Source organism: Paucibacter sediminis (assembly GCF_030254645.1).
In the GTDB taxonomy this organism is placed as follows: domain Bacteria; phylum Pseudomonadota; class Gammaproteobacteria; order Burkholderiales; family Burkholderiaceae_C; genus Paucibacter_B; species Paucibacter_B sediminis.
Genome location: NZ_CP116346.1, coordinates 4,150,493 through 4,169,509, shown reverse-complemented (window position 1 = coordinate 4,169,509; position 19,017 = coordinate 4,150,493). Strand labels below are relative to the sequence as shown.

The window sequence follows — 19,017 nt, the reverse complement described above, 5'->3', positions numbered from 1 at the left end:
TAGCCCGGCATGAGCGCTCATTGTGCGGCCAGCGTCAGGTCCGCGTGCGGCATCCAGGATTTGGCTTCGCCACCCGCCTCGGCCTTCTCTTCGGCAGCAACCAGCTTGGGCGAGGCCACGAACAAGCGCTCGTTGGGCACGCCGCGCGCGATCAATGCGTCGCGCACCGCCACGCCGCGCTCCAGCGCCAGCTGGCGCAGCAGCTCGGGCGTGACCTTGTGGTCGGCCGCCAGCAGCGCGCGCATCTCGGCCGGCGGGATGTCCTTGGCCAGGCCGATCACATTGCGCGGCTTGCCCGGTAGCTTGGCGGCACCATAGACCTGCTTGAGCAGGCGCTGGCGCTCGGCCTCGCTGAGGCTGATGCTGCTGCTCTCGGCGTCGGCCTGGGCCTGGGCGGTCTGCTGGCGCTGCAGCTCGCGGCGCCGCTCCTGCACCAGCAGCTGCTCCACATGCAGCTGCTGCATGGCCTGGCTTTCGGTGGCCGGATTGGCGTAGGCGGTGACGGTAAGGTTGAGCTGCGGGCGGTCCAGCAGGGCACGCGCTAGCTTGTCCAGCGCCGGCGCTGCGGCTTCGGCCAGGCGCGGCGCGCCGGGAACGAATTCCACCTGGCTCAGATCCGGCCCGCCGCCACCCGCGAGCAGCGAGAACGGCGCCGTCAGCGCCTTGCCGAGCAGGTTAAGGATCAGCTTGAACACCAGGCCGCCGACGCTGAATTGCGGATCGTTGATCGAGCCGCTGATGGGCAGGTTGACGTCGATCACGCCATGCCTGTCCTTCAACAAGGCCACCGCCAGCAGCACCGGCAGCTTGGTGGCGTCGGGGCTGTCGATGCGCTCGCCGAAGGTGAGCTGGTTCAGGATCACCTGGTTCTCGGCCTGCAGCGCCCCACCCGGCTCGATGCGGTATTGCAGCCGGGTCGAGAGCTTGCCGCGCTCGATCGCGTAGCCCGCGTACTTGCCGGCATAGGGCGAGAGCGGCGCCAGCTCGATGTCGGTGGCGCTGGCCTTCAGGTCCATGGTGGGCGGCGAGACGCCGGGGTTGATGCGCCCGCTGATGTCCAGCAGGCCGGTGCCGGCCACGCGCCCCTTCAGGTTGAGCTCGGCCATCTCGCTGCGCTCCGAGCTGAAGGCGCCCAGAGCGCCATTCAGATCGCTCAGCTTGGCGCTGTAGTTGGGGCGGATGTAGCGGTCGCTGAAATCGACCCGGCCGTTCAACACGCGCGTCTGCGCCACGCTGATGACGGGCTTGCCCAGGCCCGCGGGCGCGTTCGCCGCGGCGGCGGCCGAGGCGGCAGCGGATGCAGCAGCGGCTACCTCCGCCACCTGCTGGCGCTCGGCCGCGCCGAGGTCGCGCAGATTGAACTGGCCCTCCTCGTTGATGATGAGGCGCGCATAGAAGTCGCTCAGGCTGGCCTGCTCGACCTGCACGCGCGGCGCCTGGCCGGGCTGCAGCGCGAGCTTGAGCCCCGCCAGATTGAGTGCCTGCCAGTTCAGCAGGTCTTCGCCGAGCACGCGCTGCCCCTCGCGCAGGCGCGCCTGCTGCAGGCGCAGATCGCCCAGCAGCAGATCGCCATCCAGCTGGGCCTGCAGGCCCTCGGCAGCGCTGGCCAGGCTCAGCTGGGCCTTCAGGCCCAGTTCGGCATGCGCCAGGTGCAGGCCCAGCTGGGGATCCAGATAGGCGTCCAGCAGTTGCAGCGGCAGGCGCTCGGCGCGCAAAGCGCCCTGCAGGGCAAAGGGCTGCAAGCCCAGCTTGCCCCGCCAGCTGAGCCGGCCGCGCTCGGCAGGCTTGGCCGCGGGAGCGCCCAGCGGCGCCAGCGCCAGGCTCAGCGAGGCCGGCAGCCTGGGCGACTTGGCGTTGGCCGGCCAGGCCAGATCGGCAAGCTCCAGCTTCAATTCATCGACCAGGATGCCTTGCTCGGCGGCGGCATGCTCGTCCACCGGATGCGCCAGGGCATCCTGCAGGCTCACGCGCCCCTTGCTGAGCTGCAGGGCGCGGAGCTTGACGGCCCAGGGCGGCGGCGCTGTGGCAGGCGTTGCGACCGGGGTGACCGAGGTGGTGGAACTCGGGGGAGCCGCCCCGGCGGACAGCCAGGATTGCAGGTTCCAGCGCCCGTCGGCCGCCCGGCGCAGCGCCAGGCGCGGCTCCGCAATGCTCAGCTGACCCAGGCTGGCGCTGCGCTTGCCCAGGTCGAGTTCGGCCTGGTCGAGTTGCACGGAGGCCCATTGCAGGCTGGGCACGGCGCGGGCCGCGGCGCCACCATCGGCGCGCTCCCAGGCCTTCAAGCCCTCCAGGCTCAGCTTCTTCAGCGTGAGGCTCGGCGCGCCGCCAGCGCCCTCGCCGAGGGGCCAGGCCAGGTGTGCCTCGGCCTGCGCCAGGCCCTGCAATTTGAGCGGCGAGAGGGCCGCCGTATAGGGCGCGAACCAGGCCAGTTGCAGGCCTTGCAGCGCGGCATCGACATCCATACCCGCCGGGCGCAGGCGGCCCTGGGCGCTGAGGCGGGCCGCCTCGGCGGCGTTGGGGGGCGACAGCAGCGCCTGCAGTTCCAGGCTTGCCTCGCCGGCCAGCGGCCATTGCAGCTGCGCGAGCTTCAGGTTCAGGTCCCGCAGGCGCAGCTCGGCCGCGGGCTTGCTGCTCTCGTCGCGCCAGCCGAGCTGCCCGCCGGCCAGGGTGAAGCGATCCAGCTGCAGGCGCCAGGGGCGATCGGCGGACGGGGCCGCCGGCGCAGCAGCGGGGGCCGATGCAGGGGCCGATGCATCGGTCAGGCCAGGCAGGGCCAGCCGCCCGTCGGCGCGCCGGCGCAGCTGCAGCACCGGCGCCTGCCAGCTCAGCTCGGCCAGCTTGACGCTGCGCAGCAGCGGCTGCACATCGGCCAGCTGCAGCGTCAGCGCCTGCCATGCCAGCAGGGCCTGCTCGCCCTGCTGCAGCGCCAGGTCGCGGGTTCGGATGCTGCCGCTGATGGAGACGCTGGGCAGCTTCCCCTCGGGCTTGGCAAAGTTGACGGCGAGATCTGCCGCCACCAGGCCCTGGCTCAGGCTCACCGGCAAGGCCTTGGGCCAGTAGCCGCGATACGGCTTCAGGTCGAGCTCGTCCAGATGCAGCGTCAGCTGTGCGCTGCGCGTCTTGGCAAAGGGCTGGGCATCGGCCTTGTTCTGGAAGCGCACCCCGTTCAGCCGGCCGGACAGCAGCGGCTGCACATGCACCTCCACGTCGGTCTCCAGGGTGGAGATGAAGGGCAGGTCCAGGCGCAGCTCGCTCAAGGCATGCTGGCCGCCTGCCGGCACATCGTTCAGCAAGACCTGACCCTCGCTGAGCTGGATGTTGTAGAGCGCGACGCCGGACGACGATGACGCCTGCTCGGGCGTCGCGCTGCTGGCACCGAAGCGCTGGATCAGGTCGTCGATGTCGTAACGCCCCGGCGCCAGGCGACTCAGGCGCAGCACCGGTGCCTCGATCTGGAGCGAGGCCAGCACCGGGCTGAAGTGCCAGATCGAGCGCAGCGAGAGCGCCGCATCCAGACGGCGCAGGCTCAAGAGCGGCGCATCGCTGCCGGCCGGGCCATCGATGCGCAGGCCGTTCAGCACCAGGCCGAGGCGCCAGGGTTCAAAGCGCGCCGACTCCAGGTGCACGGGCCGGCCCAGCATCTGGCTGGCCTGCTCGACGCCGCGGCTTTCAATCCAGCGCGGCAGGGCCCAGCTGAGCAGCAAAAGCAGGCCCAGCAAGGCCAGCGCCGCAGCGCCCAAGCGTTTCAACCAGAGGGCGCGTTTCGTCAGGGTCATGTGTGTTGTGAAGGCGGGAGTCGGCCACCATTATCCCGAGGCTACGCGGCTACGCGATACTGCCGGCGATGATTCTTGATGAAAGCCTCGCGGCCGGGCTGCGGAACCTGGCGCAAGCCCTCAGCCTGCCACCGGCGCCGCTGCTGCTGCTGATCTGGCTGGCCTGGCTGCTGCGGCAGCGCGCCCAGGGCTGGGCACGCGCGTTGCTGCTCGCCGGGCTGGGCGGACTCTGGCTGTGCTGTACCGAAGTGGGCGCCGCGGCCGCTACGCGCTTGCTGCTCGGGCCGCAAGCGCCGGCGCTGCAATGGCCCCTGCCGCCCCCGGCCGACCCGCAGCTGGCGCAACACACCGCCATCCTGGTGCTGGGCGGCGGGGCGCGCCAGGATGTGCCCGAGGTTCGGTCGGGCTGGCTCAAGCCCCTCTCGATCGAGCGGCTCAACTATGGTGCCTGGCTGGCCAAGCAGGCCCAGCTGCCGCTGGCATTCACGGGCGGCCTGAGCCGCCACAGCAAGCCGGGGGACAAGAGCGAGGCCGAGCTTGCCGAGGTCTATGCCCGCGAGCTGTTGGGCCTGCGGCTGCAGTGGCTCGAGAGCCAGGCGAAAGACACCCGAGACAACGCACGCTTCAGCGCCGCCCTGCTCAAGCCGACGGGCTTGCGCCGCCTGGTGCTGGTGACCCATGCCCAGCATATGCCGCGCGCCCTGCATCACTTCCGCCTCGCCTTCGGTGAGCAGATCGAACTGATCGCCGCCCCGGTGGGGCTGCGCGCGCCCGATGCCCCCATCGAACTGCTGGATTGCTTGCCATCCAGCGAAGGCCTGGCCAGGACGCGCTATGCCGTGTACGAGTGGCTGGCGCTGAGGCTGGGACATTGAGCGCCGGCACAGCCAGTACAAATAGAAACCCCTCCCAAGCCTGCGCCTGGAAGGGGTGGACGGCTGACGCCGCCGGTTGGGGCTCTACAGCTAGCTGCCGCAGGGCTCCTGGCGCGCAGAGACTGCGCCAGAGGTTTTGCCTGAAAAGGCCCTCCAACAGTAGGTGAGTGCCGCAGGGCTTTCAAGGTCAAGCGGCCCCTGGTTTATCCGGGCTTGACCTGGGTCGAATCGAACAGCTGCGCAAACAGATCGGCCGCGCGTGCTTCCACGGCCGCAGGCATGCTGATCGTCCGACCCCATTCGCGCGCCGTCTCGCCGGGCCATTTGTTGGTGGCATCCAAGCCCATCTTGCCGCCCAGGCCGCTCACCGGCGAGGCGAAGTCCAGGTAGTCGATCGGCGTCTGGTCCACCAGGGTGGTGTCGCGCACCGGATCCATGCGGGTGGTGATGGCCCAGATCACTTCCTTCCAGTCGCGGATATTGACGTCGTCGTCCACCACCACGATGAACTTGGTATACATGAACTGGCGCAGGAAGCTCCAGAGCCCGAACATCAGGCGCTTGGCATGGCCCGGATAGGCCTTGCGGATCGAGATCACCGCCATGCGGTAGCTGCAACCCTCGGGCGGCAGGTAGAAGTCCACGATCTCGCTGAACTGCTTCTGCAGGATGGGCACGAACACCTCGTTGAGCGCCACGCCCAGCACGGCGGGTTCATCGGGCGGCTTACCGGTATAGGTGGAGTGGTAGATGGGCTCGCGGCGCTGGGTCAGACGCTGCACCTCGAACACAGGGAACCAGTCCTGCTCGTTGTAGTAGCCGGTGTGGTCACCAAACGGGCCTTCCAGCGCATGCAGATAGCCGTTCAGCTCCTTCAGCGGGATGCCGTCCTCGCTCTGCCCAACATAGCCCTTGGGCGCCGGCGGGATATGTCCCTCCAGCACGATCTCGGCGCTGGCGGGCACTTGCAGCAGGCGCCCGGCCTCGCCAACCGCGGTATTCACCAGTTCGGTACGGCCCCCTCGCAGCAAGCCGGCAAACTGGTACTCGGACAGGCTGTCGGGCACCGGCGTGACCGCGCCCAGGATGGTGGCCGGATCGGCACCCAGGGCGACCGCGATCGGGAAGGCCTGGCCGGGATTGGCGCGGCTGAAATCGCGAAAATCCAGCGCGCCACCGCGGTGCGCCAGCCAACGCATGATGAGCTGGCGCCTGCCGATGAGTTGCTGGCGGTAGATGCCCAGGTTCTGGCGCATTCGTGCGTGCGGCACGGCCTGCGGGCCGCGCGTCACCACCAAGCCCCATGTCAGCAGCGGCCCCACATCGCCAGGCCAGCAAGTCTGGATCGGCAGGCGCTTCAGGTCCACGTCCGCCCCTTCGAACACCTCTTCCTGGCAGGCCGCATGCCGCACCAGCTGCGGTTTCATGTCCCACAGCGCCTTGGCCATTTGCAATAGCCGCCCCGCATCCTTGAGCCCCTTGGGCGGCTCGGGCTCCTTCAGGCTGGCCAACACATGACCGACGTCGCGCAACTCGGCCAGGCTGTCGGCGCCCATGCCCAGCGCCACCCGTTTAGGGGTACCAAACAAATTGGCGAGAACCGGAATCGCATAGCCCTCGGGCCGCTCGAACAGCAAGGCAGGCCCTTCGGCGCGCAATACTCTGTCGCTCAAAGCGGTCATTTCAAGCTTGACCGACAGTTGCTGGTCGACTCGGCGCAATTCTCCGATGCGTTCCAGACCAGCCATGAAGTCGCGCAGATCTCTGTATTTCATAACAAATAGTAATTAGAGACCACAGCCATAAGCTTGACGGGTTATTTTTGCCACCTAGAATCCGCCCATTCCTGAGATCATTCAGGGATAACCCGTGTCTGCGAGTGTGGGAGCTTGCAGACGCCCCGCTGCCGATGGACGCCGAGCAGCAGCGCCTGGATCCGACCGGATCCGCGTTGCGACAAGCCGGCCCATTATCACTGTCGGGCAAACAGCCATGGCCGAGTGCCAGGGCTCGCCGCCGGACGGAGAAGAAAGGAGTCGCATGACAGCGCGTCAAAGTCTGATATCCCTGGCCCGCGATACCGGCGCTGCCCTGTCCCTGTTCGTCAAGGACATCGGCCAGGGTCTGCTGGTGGTGAGCCACAACACGTTTGCCCTTTTGGGTTTTGCCCTGGTTGCTGCCTTGATGGTGTTCTACAGCCAGGCCGATCTGCGCCAGCGCCTGGAAGGCGAGGTCTTTGGCTGGCTGCATGCACGCCAGGAGGCCCGCGCCGAGGCCTCCGGCGACATGCTGAGCACGTTGGCCGAGCCTGACGCGATCGGCCGCGCCACCGCCACCGACCCCAAGGAACTGCCGCGTCAGCAGGCCGCCGTGGCCATGTGGCTGGCACGCCGCTACAAGGTGGCGCCCGAGCCCGTCAGCAGGCTGGTCAAGGAGGCTTTCGAGATCGGGCAGCGCGCCCATGTCGAACCGACGCTGATCCTGGCCATCATGGCCATCGAATCCGGCTTCAACCCGTTCGCGCAGAGCGCCGTGGGCGCCCAGGGCCTGATGCAGGTCATGACCCGGGTGCATGACGACAAGTACGAAGTCTTCGGCGGCAACCACGCCGCGTTCGACCCCATCACCAATCTGCGCGTCGGCGTGCAAGTGCTGAAGGAATGCATCCAGCGCGCCGGCGGTGTGGAGGAAGGTCTGCGCTATTACGTCGGTGCCGCCAACCTGCCGGACGACGCCGGCTATACCGGCCGCGTGCTGGCCGAGCACGAGCAGCTCAAAGCGGTGGCCAATGGCCGGCCGCCGGTTGCCAAGCCGGCAGCGCCGGCCGTGGCAGACGAGCGGATCGCGCTGGCACATTGATGCACTGTCCCACCCGGCGCAACCCTAATCCGCCGGGAATCGTCCGCTACACTGCAGCCTTCGCGCGACTGGCGATGAAGGCCGCTATACCCTGTTATGCCGGCCCGAGGTGGTTGACCACCGGGGAGCGCGAACTGCCATGGGCCCTGGTTCGTGTCAGCTTTTCCGCCGTTCGCCTGGGCAGCCTGCACCACGTCGTGACGTGGCCGCCGGGCTCCAACCCTAGAGTACAGCCAGCATCACACCATGTTTGACCGCAGCCTTTCGACTCTCGCCAACGTAGATCCCGACCTGTGGGCCGCCGTGCTGAATGAGAACCAGCGCCAGGAAGACCACATCGAGCTGATCGCCTCGGAGAACTACACCTCGCCCGCCGTCATGCAGGCGCAGGGCAGCCAGCTCACCAACAAGTACGCCGAGGGCTATCCCGGCAAGCGTTACTACGGCGGCTGCGAGTACGTGGACGTGGTGGAGCAACTGGCGATCGACCGCGTCAAGCAGTTGTTCGGCGCCGAGCACGCCAATGTGCAGCCCAACTCGGGCTCGCAGGCCAACCAGGGCGTGTTCTTCGCCCTGCTGCAGCCGGGCGACACCATCATGGGCATGAGCCTGGCCGAAGGCGGCCACCTGACCCACGGCATGCCGCTGAACATGAGCGGCAAGTGGTTCAAGGTCGTCAGCTACGGCCTGACCGAACAGGAAGACATCGATTACGACGCGATGGAGCGCCTGGCGCGCGAGCACAAGCCCAAGCTCATCATCGCCGGCGCCTCGGCCTTCAGCCTGCGCATCGATTTCGAGCGCTTTGCCAAGGTGGCCAAGGAGATCGGCGCCTATTTCATGGTGGACATGGCGCATTACGCCGGCCTGATCGCCGCGGGCGTCTACCCCAACCCGGTGCCGCATGCCGATGTGGTGACCTCCACCACCCACAAGAGCCTGCGCGGCCCGCGCGGCGGCATCATCCTGATGAAGGAGCATGTGGCCAAGCAGATCAACAGCGCGATCTTCCCCGGCATCCAGGGCGGCCCGCTGATGCATGTCATCGCCGGCAAGGCGGTGGCCTTCAAGGAGGCGCTCACGCCGGAATTCAAGACTTACCAGGAACAGGTGGTCAAGAACGCCAAGGTGCTGGCCGAGACCCTGATCGCGCGCGGCCTGCGCATCGTCTCCGGCGGTACCGAAAGCCACGTCATGCTGGTGGATCTGCGGCCCAAGGGCCTGACCGGCAAGGAGGCCGAGGCCCTGCTGGGCAAGGCCCACATGACCTGCAACAAGAACGGCATTCCCAACGATCCGCAAAAGCCCATGGTGACCAGCGGCATCCGCCTGGGTACGCCGGCCATGACGACGCGCGGTTTCAAGGAAGAGCAGGTGCGCCAGACCGCGCACCTGATCGCCGATGTGCTGGACAAGCCGGGCGACGAGGCGAATCTGGAAGCCGTGCGCGCCAAGGTGGCCGCGCTGACGCGTCAGTTCCCGGTCTACCGCTGAGCCAACGAGCCGCCCCGTCGCATGCGTTGCCCTTTCTGCGGACACCACGAGACCCAGGTCGCCGAGACCCGGGAGTCCGATGAGGGCGACGTGGTGCGCCGGCGGCGCCGCTGCCAGGGCTGCGAGAAACGCTTCACCACCTATGAACGGGCGGAAATCGCCATGCCCGCGGTGGTCAAGAAGGATGGCACGCGCGCCGAGTTCGATCCGAGCAAGGTGCGCGCCTCCATGCAACTGGCGCTGCGTAAGCGTCCGGTGAGCATTGAGCAGATCGATGCGGCCCTGGAGCGCATCCACGAAAAACTGCTCGCCAGCGGCGCCAAGGAAATCCCCTCCACCCGGCTGGGTGAGTTGGTGATGCGCGAGCTCAAGCGCATCGACAAAGTGGCCTATGTGCGCTTTGCCTCGGTCTATCGCAGCTTCGAGGATGTGGACGAGTTCCGCCAGTTGATTCGCGAGATTTGAGCAGCCCCCCTCTTCCGAGGGAGGGAAGTCCGTGCCCGCGTGGCCTAGTTTTTGAGCTTCCAGCTTCAAACTCTCAGCGGGTGGCGGCGATGAACAAGGGCTCACGTGTTAGCGCACTTCGAGGCGATGCTGGCAGATCGCTGATCGAAGTCTTTATTTGTCTGGCTGTCATCGCTCTGCTGCTGGTGTCCGTGATGCGGGCCGTGCAGGAATTCAACGCCAGGCAGCGCGTGCATGCAGTGGCGGCGGCCGTCTATGTGGACCTGCAGCAAGCGCGCAGCGAAGCGGTGCGCACCGCTACGACCGTGCATGTGAGCTTCGTCCAGCACGCCTCGGGCAGTTGCTACTGGATGCACAGCGGCAAGACCGACGCATGCAGCTGCAATGCTGACGGCCAGACCGTCTGCCAAGACAGCGGCACCTTGATCAAGGCGCAGTGGTTGCCGCTACCGCTGTCTCCGCAGGTCAAGGCCAACGTGCGGCGCATGACGTTTCAAGGTCACCAAGGCACGGTCAGCACGACCGGCAGCATTGACATTCAGCTCGCGCACAGCCCCAGCATCCGACACGTTGTGAGCATCGCCGGCAGGGTGCGAACCTGCTCCCCCGACGCAGCGCGCGGAGCCTTGCCCAGCTGTGGTTGATGCCCCCCCCCTGAAACAAGGGGGGTAAGGACGAGCGGTAGGGCTGGCGCGACCAGCGGGCAGCGCAACCTGAATCGCTTGAGCACCAAGTGCCAACATCCGCACAACTCAAGCTACTTGGCGTGCGCAATATGCAGCAGACCCGTGGTAAGGCGCGGCTGGCAGGATTCACGCTGGTCGAGCTGATGGTGACGGTGATCATCATCACCATCTTGGCCGCCATCGCGATTCCCAGCTACCAGGCCTATGTGGTCAAGGGCCGGCGCGCCGATGCTTTTAGCGCCTTGTCCGCCGTCCAGCAGGCTCAGGAGCGCTGGCGGGCCAACGCACCGATTTATGCCACCGATCTGTCCGAACAGCTCAAGTTCGACTCCAGCCTTGGGGGCAGCAATTACAGCATTTCGGTCGCAAACGTGAGTGCGTCCGGCTACACGGTAGTGGCTACGGCCAAGGCCAGCGGGCGTCAGCGCGATGACGGCGACTGCGCCACCATGAGCGTCATCCTGAACCGCGGCACGATCACTTACACGTCGAGCAACAAGGCGGGCGACTCAACCAACGACAAGTGCTGGCCCAAATGAGCAGGACATCCGTCAATCTTCGCGGCATAGGGATCATTGAAGTCATGGTGACCTTGGCCATTCTTGGCCTCTTGGCCGGCGCAGCGTGGCCGAACATGGCGGACATGCTGGCGCGGCATCGGGTCACCGTGGCAGCGTCAGAGTTGCGCTCGGATTTGGCCTTGGCACGCTCGGAGGCGAGCATCCGGAACATTTCGACCATCGTCACATTTGGCAGCAGCGACAGCATGAGCTGCTACACGATTTACTCCCGCAATGGGGAGGTGGGGCGCTGCACCTGCACGGCGCAGCCTGGCAGTGCCTGTATCGGCAGCTTCGTGGAAGTGAAGACCGTACAGAGGCTTGCTCGCGATGGTGTGCTGATCACCACGCTCAACGAATGGAGCAAAGTAGGCCCGCGCCTGCAGTTCTCACCTCCTCGCATGACACCCGATCCGGTCGACTTCCGCGCGCTCGTCAAAAGCAATCGAGTCGGTCAGTTGCAGGTGAGCATGAACGCGATCGGGCGCATCTCGACCTGCACGCCGGATGGCTCGATGCCGGGAGTAATCGCATGCTGAACACCCGCGCAGCCACAGCGGCCCTCGGGCGCCACCAGCGTGGCATGACCTTGGTGGAGTTGATGGTCGGCCTGACCGTGGGCATGATCGTGGTGGCCGGTGCGGTGCTGCTGACCACCAGCCAAATCGGTGAACACAAACGCTTGATTCTTGAAACGCAGGTGCAACAGGACTTGCGTGCCGCGGCTGACCTGATGCTGCGCGAACTACGCCAGGCCGGTGCATGGGGACAGGCGCGCAACACCGTGTGGACGCCAAGCAATGCGGCATCGAGTGTCAACCCGTACCAAGACCTTGAGGTCAAAGGCGGCGGCACGGAAGTGAACTATTCCTATACCAAGGACTCCAAGGACACGCCCGAGGACAACAGACTAACCCAGGACGAAACATATGGGTTCAGACTGCGTGCATCGCGCCTGGAGTACCTGATTGGGGGCAGTTATCAGCCCCTGACCGATCCGAACACCTTGAAGATGACCGGCTTTCTGGTCAACGTGAACTCGCAGGGGCTCGCCCTGCCTGACCTGTGCAACGGTCCCTGCCCGCCCGACCAAACGCCCTGCATGCGCGTGCGCGATGTGACCATTCGTCTGGAGGGTGAGGCTGCGCACGACAAGGACGTGGTGCGCACGTTGACGGTCCGCGCCCGTGTGCGCAACGATCAAGTCGTCAAGACGGCGCCTGCAGCATGCTGAACACCAAATTACCCCAACCGCGTGTGCCGCACCGTTTGCGGTCGCAGCGAGGTGCCGCCACCTTGGTGACGGTGATGGTGCTCTTCTTCGTGCTGGCGTTGATGGCCTCGTTTGCCAACCGCAACCTGATTTTCGAGCAGCGCATCACCAGCAACTATCTCCGAACAGGCATCGCCGCCGAAACTGCCGAAGCCGGTCTGGAGTGGACCTTGGCCATGCTCAACGGTGGCAAGGTCGGCAACAGTTGCCGCGCCGACCCATTGGGCAGCACGTTCAGACAGCGCTTTATGAGCGCCCGGGCCGGCTATGAGCTGGACATGGATTCGCGGCCGGCAGATCAGCCCCAGGCCGCCTGCGTACTGAGCGGCGCCAACAGCTGGACATGCAGTTGCCCGCCCACCGGCACCCCGATCGCGGAGCCCGCACGTGATGCCAGTCGCATGCAGCCTGGCTTCAGGGTCATGATGACGCCCTTCAATCCGGCCGAGGCAAACCAAGTCAGGGTGACCATCAGCGCCTGCACCAGCCTGCCCAGCGATTGCGATGGCCGCACGCTCGTCACGGACGCGGTAGGGAACGCCAAGGTTCAGGCGGATCTGGCCATGCTCAGTGCATTGAAAATGCCGCCGGCGAGCCCGGTGATTGCAGGTGCAAATGTGGCGTTAGGTGCCAATGCCGGCTTGCACAATGCCGACATCGGCAGCAATGGGCTGCTCATCCAGACTCATGGCGACCTTACCGGCGACCGCGAGCGCTGGACCAGCACGCCGGGATCGCCGATCAGCGACGGCATCATCACGGGCGATACCGGCCTGCAGGCAGCGGGCATGTTCCGCAAGTACTTCGGCATGGCGGCGACGCGTTATCGGGACCAGCCCAATGTGCGCCAACTTGCCTGCCCGGCGGACGACTGCACGGCCAAGCTGCTGGAACTGGTGAACGCAGGTGCCGATGTGATCTGGGTGAACGGCAATCTGACCCTGACCGGCAATCAAGTGCTGGGTAGTGCTACCGCACCGATTCTGTTGATTTCAACGGGCGCCGTGACGGTCAACACGCCAATCCAGGTCTGGGGCGTGATCTATGCGCAAGGCGCTGTCAGCTGGAGCAACGCCAGCGGCATGCCTTCGCAGCTCATCGGTGCGCTGATCACCGAATCCACGCTGACTGCCAGCGGCTTGGTTGACTTCGCCTATGACACCCAGGTCATTGGTCGACTGAATCGGCAGCGCGGCGCCTATGTGCAGGTACCGGGAAGTTGGGAGCAGGTGCGATGAGCAAGCCTCGCATACTGGTTCACGAGCGCGGCATCACGCTGATCGAAGCGATGGTGGCGCTGGTTGTAATGGCCTTCGGCATGGTCGCCCTGGCCGGACTGCAAGGCAATATTCGCCGTAGTGCAGATATTGCGAAGCAGCGGGGCGAGGCTGTTCGCATGAGCCAACAGGACATCGAAAACCTGCGTGCCTTCTCCCAGATTGGCGCGGCCACGCCGGAGGCGGCCGCGTCGGGCGTCCAGGGCTTTGCCGGCATCGCCACCCAAACCTCGGCGGAAACGACGAACACGAATTTCACACTCACGCGCACCGTGGTGAATCTTGACGCCCAGTATTGGCTGACCTCGATCAGCAGTCGCGTCGATTGGAAAGACCGCGCCGGTGCCGACACCACGCTGCAGATGGATACCCTGGTGGGTGCCAACGACCCAAGCCTAGGCGCTTTCCTGAGTCAACCCAGCGAGGGTGCTCCAGCACGCCGCCCCTTGGAACGAAGTGCCCAGATCCCCGTTTCCGCGAAGGATCTAGGCAACGGGGGTAGCGTGTTCCGGCCGGTCAATGGCGCCAGCCTGATCTGGGTGTTCAACAACCTGACCGGCATGATCACCAACAAATGCAATGTTGAAAAGGCGATTGCAGATATTTCCAAGGATGACGTGATCGGCTGCAGTGTGGTGACGGCTGGCTACTATTTGAGCGGCTTTGTGCGTTTCTCGACGGGTGTCAGCGCCGATCCCGAAAATCCCAGCAGCCCGGCGCTGCCGCTCGATATGCAATTGCAGGTCGTCGATAGCAGCCAGTACCTGACCCCCGCCTTTGAGTGCTTTGACGACGCCCCAGGCGTCGTGGGCGCGCAAAGCGTGGTGGCCTATTACTGCATCGTCTATCCCAACAGCGCCGTGCTGAATACCTGGTCGGGTCGGCTGAATCTGACGGGAATCCCCTTGGGCGACGGCAACTACCGGATTTGCCGTTACAGCGCCGATTACGACGGCATCGGCGGCGTCGACAAGAACGAGGAGCATCCGGCGGATTACGTCAAGGTGGCCGGCCCCTTGACGCGTCAGAATTTTCTCGTCGTGAGCAACGCGAACAGCTGCCCCGCCGGGCAGGCCGCCGACCCGGCCAACGGACGTTACGTCAACACCGCAACGGTCGACCACCAGCATCTGTGACGCGAGCGCGGCGCTAGACTGCGCCGATGCCAAGCTTCATACCGCCCACCATTCTTGACTGCGACGAGAGCGCCATGGCCCACGCCCTGGCGCTCGCCGAGCTCGCCATCGGCCTGAGCGAGCCGAATCCGCGCGTGGGCTGCGTCATCACCGATGCGAAGGGCCTGGTGCTTGGGGTCGGGCACACCCAGGCCGCGGGCCAGGCCCACGCCGAGGTGATGGCGCTGCGCGACCTGCAGGCGCGCGGCCACAGCGCGCTCGGCGCCACCGCCTATGTGACCCTGGAGCCCTGCTCGCACCATGGCCGCACTCCGCCCTGCTGCGATGCTCTGATCGCCGCGGGCCTGGCACGCGTGGTGGCGGCCGCCACCGACCCCAACCCCCTCGTCGCCGGCCAAGGCCTGGCGCGCCTGGCCGGCGCCGGCATCGCCGTCGAGCATGGCCTGCTGGCCGGGCCGGCGCGCGAGCTCAATATCGGCTTTTTCTCGCGCATGCTGCGCCAGCGCCCCTTCGTGCGCATGAAGCTCGCTGCCTCCCTGGACGGGCGCACCGCGCTCGAGAACGGTGTCAGCCAATGGATCACCGGGCCCGAGGCAAGGCTGGACGGGCACCGCTGGCGCAATCGCGCCGGTGCCGTCCTCACCGGCATCGGCACGGTGCGCGAGGATGACCCACGCCTGGACGTGCGCGGCATCGACACCTATCTGCAGCCCCTGCGCGTGATCGTGGACGCGCGCCTCGAGACCTCGCCGCAGGCGCGCATCCTGAAGCCGCCCGGCAAGGTCCTGCTGGCCTGCGGGCAGGTCGATCTGGATGGCCCCGCGGCGCGCGCCTTGCGCGACAGCGGCGCAGAAATCGTCGGCCTGCCCGGTCCGGCCGGCAAGGTCGACCTGCCCGCACTGCTGCTGCACCTGGGGCAGCGCGGCATCAACGAGCTGCACGTCGAGGCCGGCCACAAGCTGAATGCCTCGCTGCTGCGCGAGCGCCTCGTCGACGAGCTGCTGCTCTATCTGGCCCCCAAGCTGATCGGCCCCGGCCGCGATCTCGCCGCGCTGGACGCCCTGCAAAGCCTGGACGGCGTGCAGAGCTGGGATTGGCAGGCGGTCGACCGCGTCGGCAGCGACCTGCGCCTTCGCCTTCGGCCGATCGGTGGCTGGCATTAAGGTGGCTGGCACCAAGCCGCAGCCGTCGGCCGCGTCCCGGGCCGCCTACAATGGCGCCCATGCCGATATCCCCTATCCCCGAGCTGGTGGCCGAACTGGCGGCCGGCCGCATGGTCATCCTGGTTGACGAAGAAGACCGCGAAAACGAGGGCGACCTCGTGCTCGCGGCCGAGCATGTCACGCCCGAGGCCATCAACTTCATGGCCAAGTACGGCCGCGGCCTGATCTGCCTGACGCTCACGCGCGAGCGCTGCGAGCGCCTGCAGCTGCCGCCCATGGCCACGCGCAACGGCACCAAGCATGGCACCGCCTTCACAGTCTCCATCGAGGCTGCCACCGGCGTCACCACCGGCATCTCGGCGGCCGACCGCGCCCGCACCGTGCAGGCCGCGGTGGCGCGTGGCGCCGAGGCCCGCGACCTGGTGCAGCCCGGCCATATCTTCCCGCTGCAGGCCCAGGACGGCGGCGTGCTGATGCGCGCCGGCCATACCGAGGCGGGTTGCGATCTGTCGCAGATGGCCGGGCTCACGCCCGCCGCGGTGATTTGCGAGATCATGAAGGACGACGGCACCATGGCGCGCCTGCCGGACCTGGAGATCTTCGCCAAGGAGCATGGTCTCAAGATCGGCACCATCGCCGACCTGATCGAATACCGCAGCCGCAACGAATCGCTGGTGCAGCGCGTCACCACGCGCAGCATGCGCACGCCGCAGGGCAACTTCGACTGCCAGGTGTTCCGCGACCGCACCGGCGCCCTGCATCTGGCCCTCACGCTGGGCAGCTGGCAGCCCGGCGAGGAAGTCACCGTGCGCGTGCACGAGCCCTTCTCGGCCCTGGACCTGCTGGACATCGGCCCCTGCAGCCATTCCTGGCCCCTGCCCCAGGCACTCGCGCAGATCCAGGCCGAAGGCCGCGGTGCCGCGCTGCTGCTCAACGCCGGCGAGGACACCGAGGCCCTGCTGGGCCGCCTGCAGCCCGAGGCCGCCGCACCTGCGGCCAGCAGCATGGACCTGCGCACCTATGGCGTGGGCGCGCAGATCCTGCGCGAGCTGGGCGTGCACAAGATGAAGCTGCTGGGCAGCCCGCGCCGCATGCCCAGCATGACGGGCTATGGTCTCGAGGTCACCGGCTTTGTGGCCGCTGGCAACGCAAGCTGAGGAAGCAGACACCATGCAAGGATCAGACAAGGGCCAGGCCGCCTCGCTGGACGGCCAGAACCTGCGCATCGGCCTGGTGCAGGCGCGCTTCAACGACAAGATCACCAGCGCGCTGGCCGCGGCCTGCACCCAGGAACTGCTGGCCCTGGGCGTGCCCGAGCGCCATATCCGCCACATCACCGTGCCGGGCGCGCTGGAGGTGTCCATCGCCCTGCAAGCCATGGCCGACAGCGAGCATTACGACGCGCTGGTGGCGCTGGGTTGCATCATCCGCGGTGAGACCTATCACTTCGAGTTGGTGGCCAATGAAAGCGGCGCCGGCGTGACGCGCGTCTCGCTGGACAGCAGCATCCCGATCGCGAATGCGGTGCTGACGGTCGAAAACGAAGCACAAGCCTGGGCACGCACCGAGGAAAAAGGTCGAGATGCCGCCCGTGTGGCGGTGGAGATGGCCAATTTGATGAAAGAACTGCAGTGAGCGAGAACGAAAACAAGAAGCCCGCGGCCAAGCCAGCGGCCAAACGTGCGCCCGCCAAATCGGCGCGCCGGCGTGCCCGCGAGCTGGCCCTGCAAGGCCTCTACCAATGGCTGCTCACCGGTGAGGACGCCGGCTCGGTCGATGCTCACACGCGCGAACAGGACGGCTTTGCCAAGAGCGACACGGCGCATTTCGACGCCCTGCTGCATGGCTGCATCCTCGAAGCCGCCGACCTCGACGCGGTGCTCTCGCGCCATGTGGACCGCAAGACCACCGAACTCTCGCCCATCGAGCATGCGGTGCTGATGATCGGCGCCTACGAGCTCAAGCATTGCATGGACGTGCCCTACAAGGTGGCGGTGAACGAGGCGGTGGAACTGGCCAAGTCCTTCGGCGGCACCGACGGCCACAAGTATGTGAACGCCGTGCTGGACCGTGCCGCCGTCGACCTGCGCCCGCGCGAGGTCGACGCCGCCCGCAAGCGCTCCTGAAGCAAGTTCTGAGTCAAGGCATGAAGCTGGCCCGGCGGCTCGACCACATCGAGCCCTTCTACGTGAATGACGGACCAGCAAAACAATCGTATCTCGTGGCCAAGGGTTCGTGCATTCCATGTAGCGAGATATTGAGCCGAGAATCATGAGCCCGGAGTACATTCGCATCGACTGCCCAGAAGTTGAGCAAGATTTGACCGAGTACTTCCGGTCGGTCTACGCTTGCAGGCTGAAGAGCTAAAGAACTCAGTCGAACAGCAGAGTCAATTGGTCGAGGTCAGCCGGCAGCAATTGGATCAAGCAACGACAGAAGCTCGCCAGCAACAGCAGCTTGCGCTTGCAGCACAACTGCCCCGCTTTCTCGTGCATCTACGAGTTCAGGCCGAGTACCTGCACGAAAAATCCATTGAGGTTCAGCTTGAGAACGCCGGCAAGATTGCCCGCAGGGTAGTGATGTCGCTCGATCAGCCGGAGGGACCGACCGACGTCTTGCGAGTCGAGCTCCTGCGGCAAGAACAACACGTTGCGACAACTGTTCGCCTTCCCAAAGATTCCGTCCTGCAAGGTCGAATCCGTTGCTTGGACGAGATGGGCATAGATCGAGAGACTACGTTTCAAGTCATTTGGGATGCGCGCGGAACGATGAATACACAGCCGGATCCGTTCGTGCAGGCAGGAGGCTGATCGAGGAAACTGGCACTTTTGTACAACATATGCTCCGCGGCGCGTGTTCTCTATTGCCAGAGGCCTTCTGGTTGCCGGCTCATCGCTCCATGCCGTCCAACTGGATGAGATCGACGCCGTTGCTTATGCCGCCAGCAGCTCGACCTCATCGCCGGGACCTTGCATGAAGGTCTCGGTCAGACGAATCCGGAAGCCCGTTTTCTCCAGTACGAGCTGCTCCATGGCCTGATGGTCAATCCGCCTCGGCACCATGAACCCGTCATGGATCAACACGCAGAAAATCCCATCACGCTCAAGAGCTGATTCGATTACGTCGACGACCAATCGCTCGAGTCGGTTGTAGATCGCGGACCTCTGACTGCCGATCCTTTCCGGCGTTGGCACAACAGCCCCTCCCCGCATGGCGCTGAGCCCGTTCATCGCACGCTCAGCCCTAAGCAAGATATTCCACATGGCCTTCACATCACGCCGCAACGCAGTCACTTCAGGATCAGCTTTCAGCCGACCGATCGCCACGACGTCATAGCCGAGCAATTGGAAAATCCGCTGCTTCGGATGCGGCACAAGTTGCCCCCCGAAGAAGAGCGCAATGACGACCTTTTTTGCGGTAGCGAGATCGATCATGGCGACCTCGGCAACGTGC

Annotated in this window: 18 protein-coding genes and 1 riboswitch; of the genes, 15 read left to right on the top strand and 3 right to left on the bottom strand. The window is 65.9% G+C overall.

Going from position 1 to position 19,017, the window contains the following annotated elements:
• Window positions 1–17: 17 nt before the first annotated feature.
• Window positions 18–3,776, bottom strand: a complete 3,759-nt coding sequence (locus PFX98_RS19250; RefSeq protein ID WP_285232103.1) for a DUF748 domain-containing protein — start codon at window positions 3,774–3,776, stop codon at window positions 18–20.
• A 68-nt stretch (window positions 3,777–3,844) separates the two neighbouring features.
• Here PFX98_RS19250 and PFX98_RS19245 point away from each other — a divergent pair, with 68 nt between their 5' ends.
• On the top strand, window positions 3,845–4,651 hold the full coding sequence (locus PFX98_RS19245) for a YdcF family protein (RefSeq protein ID WP_285232102.1): 807 nt from the start codon (window positions 3,845–3,847) through the stop codon (window positions 4,649–4,651).
• Between the two features lie 203 nt (window positions 4,652–4,854).
• Here PFX98_RS19245 and PFX98_RS19240 read toward each other — a convergent pair whose 3' ends face one another.
• Entirely contained in the window at window positions 4,855–6,426 is a 1,572-nt protein-coding gene (locus tag PFX98_RS19240) for a UbiD family decarboxylase (protein ID WP_285232101.1), read from the bottom strand.
• 265 nt (window positions 6,427–6,691) lie between these two features.
• On the opposite strand from PFX98_RS19240, the gene PFX98_RS19235 reads away from it, so the two are divergent.
• The 14 genes from PFX98_RS19235 to PFX98_RS19170 all read left to right on the top strand — a co-directional run bounded on the left by PFX98_RS19235 (window position 6,692) and on the right by PFX98_RS19170 (window position 18,374).
• Entirely contained in the window at window positions 6,692–7,510 is an 819-nt protein-coding gene (locus tag PFX98_RS19235; RefSeq protein WP_285232100.1) for a transglycosylase SLT domain-containing protein, read from the top strand.
• Between the two features lie 54 nt (window positions 7,511–7,564).
• A riboswitch (ZMP/ZTP riboswitch) is annotated at window positions 7,565–7,699 on the top strand.
• 57 nt (window positions 7,700–7,756) lie between these two features.
• Window positions 7,757–9,004, top strand: coding sequence for a serine hydroxymethyltransferase (gene glyA, locus PFX98_RS19230; protein ID WP_285232099.1), 1,248 nt, complete (start codon window positions 7,757–7,759; stop codon window positions 9,002–9,004).
• Window positions 9,005–9,025: 21 nt separating this feature from the next.
• Entirely contained in the window at window positions 9,026–9,469 is a 444-nt protein-coding gene (nrdR, locus tag PFX98_RS19225; protein ID WP_285232098.1) for a transcriptional regulator NrdR, read from the top strand.
• An 89-nt stretch (window positions 9,470–9,558) separates the two neighbouring features.
• Window positions 9,559–10,113 carry a GspH/FimT family pseudopilin gene (locus tag PFX98_RS19220; RefSeq protein ID WP_285232097.1) on the top strand — a complete coding sequence of 185 codons (555 nt, stop codon included), beginning with the start codon at window positions 9,559–9,561 and terminating at the stop codon, window positions 10,111–10,113.
• A gap of 131 nt (window positions 10,114–10,244) precedes the next feature.
• Window positions 10,245–10,694: a type IV pilin protein gene (locus PFX98_RS19215; RefSeq protein WP_285232096.1), complete on the top strand. Its 450-nt coding sequence runs from the start codon at window positions 10,245–10,247 to the stop codon at window positions 10,692–10,694.
• Window positions 10,691–11,254 carry a GspH/FimT family pseudopilin gene (locus tag PFX98_RS19210; RefSeq protein ID WP_285232095.1) on the top strand — a complete coding sequence of 188 codons (564 nt, stop codon included), beginning with the start codon at window positions 10,691–10,693 and terminating at the stop codon, window positions 11,252–11,254. The genes PFX98_RS19215 and PFX98_RS19210 overlap by 4 nt, the downstream gene beginning before the upstream one ends.
• On the top strand, window positions 11,248–11,949 hold the full coding sequence (locus PFX98_RS19205; RefSeq protein ID WP_285232094.1) for a PilW family protein: 702 nt from the start codon (window positions 11,248–11,250) through the stop codon (window positions 11,947–11,949). The genes PFX98_RS19210 and PFX98_RS19205 overlap by 7 nt, the downstream gene beginning before the upstream one ends.
• Window positions 11,943–13,226: a pilus assembly PilX family protein gene (locus tag PFX98_RS19200; protein ID WP_285232093.1), complete on the top strand. Its 1,284-nt coding sequence runs from the start codon at window positions 11,943–11,945 to the stop codon at window positions 13,224–13,226. The genes PFX98_RS19205 and PFX98_RS19200 overlap by 7 nt, the downstream gene beginning before the upstream one ends.
• Window positions 13,223–14,401, top strand: coding sequence for a prepilin-type N-terminal cleavage/methylation domain-containing protein (locus PFX98_RS19195; RefSeq protein ID WP_285232092.1), 1,179 nt, complete (start codon window positions 13,223–13,225; stop codon window positions 14,399–14,401). Before PFX98_RS19200 ends, PFX98_RS19195 begins: the two co-directional genes overlap by 4 nt.
• A 26-nt stretch (window positions 14,402–14,427) precedes the next feature.
• Complete coding sequence (gene ribD, locus PFX98_RS19190; RefSeq protein WP_285232091.1) at window positions 14,428–15,564, top strand: bifunctional diaminohydroxyphosphoribosylaminopyrimidine deaminase/5-amino-6-(5-phosphoribosylamino)uracil reductase RibD; 1,137 nt, start codon at window positions 14,428–14,430, stop codon at window positions 15,562–15,564.
• Between the two features lie 59 nt (window positions 15,565–15,623).
• Window positions 15,624–16,721, top strand: coding sequence for a bifunctional 3,4-dihydroxy-2-butanone-4-phosphate synthase/GTP cyclohydrolase II (ribBA, locus tag PFX98_RS19185; protein ID WP_285232090.1), 1,098 nt, complete (start codon window positions 15,624–15,626; stop codon window positions 16,719–16,721).
• A gap of 13 nt (window positions 16,722–16,734) precedes the next feature.
• Window positions 16,735–17,199, top strand: a complete 465-nt coding sequence (gene ribH / locus PFX98_RS19180; RefSeq protein WP_285232089.1) for a 6,7-dimethyl-8-ribityllumazine synthase — start codon at window positions 16,735–16,737, stop codon at window positions 17,197–17,199.
• Complete coding sequence (nusB, locus tag PFX98_RS19175) at window positions 17,196–17,690, top strand: transcription antitermination factor NusB (protein ID WP_285232088.1); 495 nt, start codon at window positions 17,196–17,198, stop codon at window positions 17,688–17,690. Before ribH ends, nusB begins: the two co-directional genes overlap by 4 nt.
• Before the next feature lie 267 nt (window positions 17,691–17,957).
• Window positions 17,958–18,374 carry a hypothetical protein gene (locus PFX98_RS19170; protein ID WP_285232087.1) on the top strand — a complete coding sequence of 139 codons (417 nt, stop codon included), beginning with the start codon at window positions 17,958–17,960 and terminating at the stop codon, window positions 18,372–18,374.
• A 123-nt stretch (window positions 18,375–18,497) separates the two neighbouring features.
• On the opposite strand, the gene PFX98_RS19165 is transcribed toward PFX98_RS19170, so the two are convergent.
• The gene (locus PFX98_RS19165) at window positions 18,498–18,998 is read right to left on the bottom strand and encodes a hypothetical protein (protein WP_285232086.1); all 501 of its coding nucleotides are present in this window, start codon (window positions 18,996–18,998) and stop codon (window positions 18,498–18,500) included.
• Window positions 18,999–19,017 lie beyond the last annotated feature (19 nt).

Bases quoted from the DNA above. Each gene is read 5' to 3' on its own strand.
- PFX98_RS19250 (WP_285232103.1), bottom strand. From the start codon at position 3,776: ATGACCCTGACGAAACGCGCCCTCTGGTTGAAACGCTTGGGCGCTGCG.
- PFX98_RS19245 (WP_285232102.1), top strand. From the start codon at position 3,845: ATGATTCTTGATGAAAGCCTCGCGGCCGGGCTGCGGAACCTGGCGCAA.
- PFX98_RS19240 (WP_285232101.1), bottom strand. From the start codon at position 6,426: ATGAAATACAGAGATCTGCGCGACTTCATGGCTGGTCTGGAACGCATC.
- PFX98_RS19235 (WP_285232100.1), top strand. From the start codon at position 6,692: ATGACAGCGCGTCAAAGTCTGATATCCCTGGCCCGCGATACCGGCGCT.
- glyA (WP_285232099.1), top strand. From the start codon at position 7,757: ATGTTTGACCGCAGCCTTTCGACTCTCGCCAACGTAGATCCCGACCTG.
- nrdR (WP_285232098.1), top strand. From the start codon at position 9,026: ATGCGTTGCCCTTTCTGCGGACACCACGAGACCCAGGTCGCCGAGACC.
- PFX98_RS19220 (WP_285232097.1), top strand. From the start codon at position 9,559: ATGAACAAGGGCTCACGTGTTAGCGCACTTCGAGGCGATGCTGGCAGA.
- PFX98_RS19215 (WP_285232096.1), top strand. From the start codon at position 10,245: ATGCAGCAGACCCGTGGTAAGGCGCGGCTGGCAGGATTCACGCTGGTC.
- PFX98_RS19210 (WP_285232095.1), top strand. From the start codon at position 10,691: ATGAGCAGGACATCCGTCAATCTTCGCGGCATAGGGATCATTGAAGTC.
- PFX98_RS19205 (WP_285232094.1), top strand. From the start codon at position 11,248: ATGCTGAACACCCGCGCAGCCACAGCGGCCCTCGGGCGCCACCAGCGT.
- PFX98_RS19200 (WP_285232093.1), top strand. From the start codon at position 11,943: ATGCTGAACACCAAATTACCCCAACCGCGTGTGCCGCACCGTTTGCGG.
- PFX98_RS19195 (WP_285232092.1), top strand. From the start codon at position 13,223: ATGAGCAAGCCTCGCATACTGGTTCACGAGCGCGGCATCACGCTGATC.
- ribD (WP_285232091.1), top strand. From the start codon at position 14,428: ATGCCAAGCTTCATACCGCCCACCATTCTTGACTGCGACGAGAGCGCC.
- ribBA (WP_285232090.1), top strand. From the start codon at position 15,624: ATGCCGATATCCCCTATCCCCGAGCTGGTGGCCGAACTGGCGGCCGGC.
- ribH (WP_285232089.1), top strand. From the start codon at position 16,735: ATGCAAGGATCAGACAAGGGCCAGGCCGCCTCGCTGGACGGCCAGAAC.
- PFX98_RS19165 (WP_285232086.1), bottom strand. From the start codon at position 18,998: ATGATCGATCTCGCTACCGCAAAAAAGGTCGTCATTGCGCTCTTCTTC.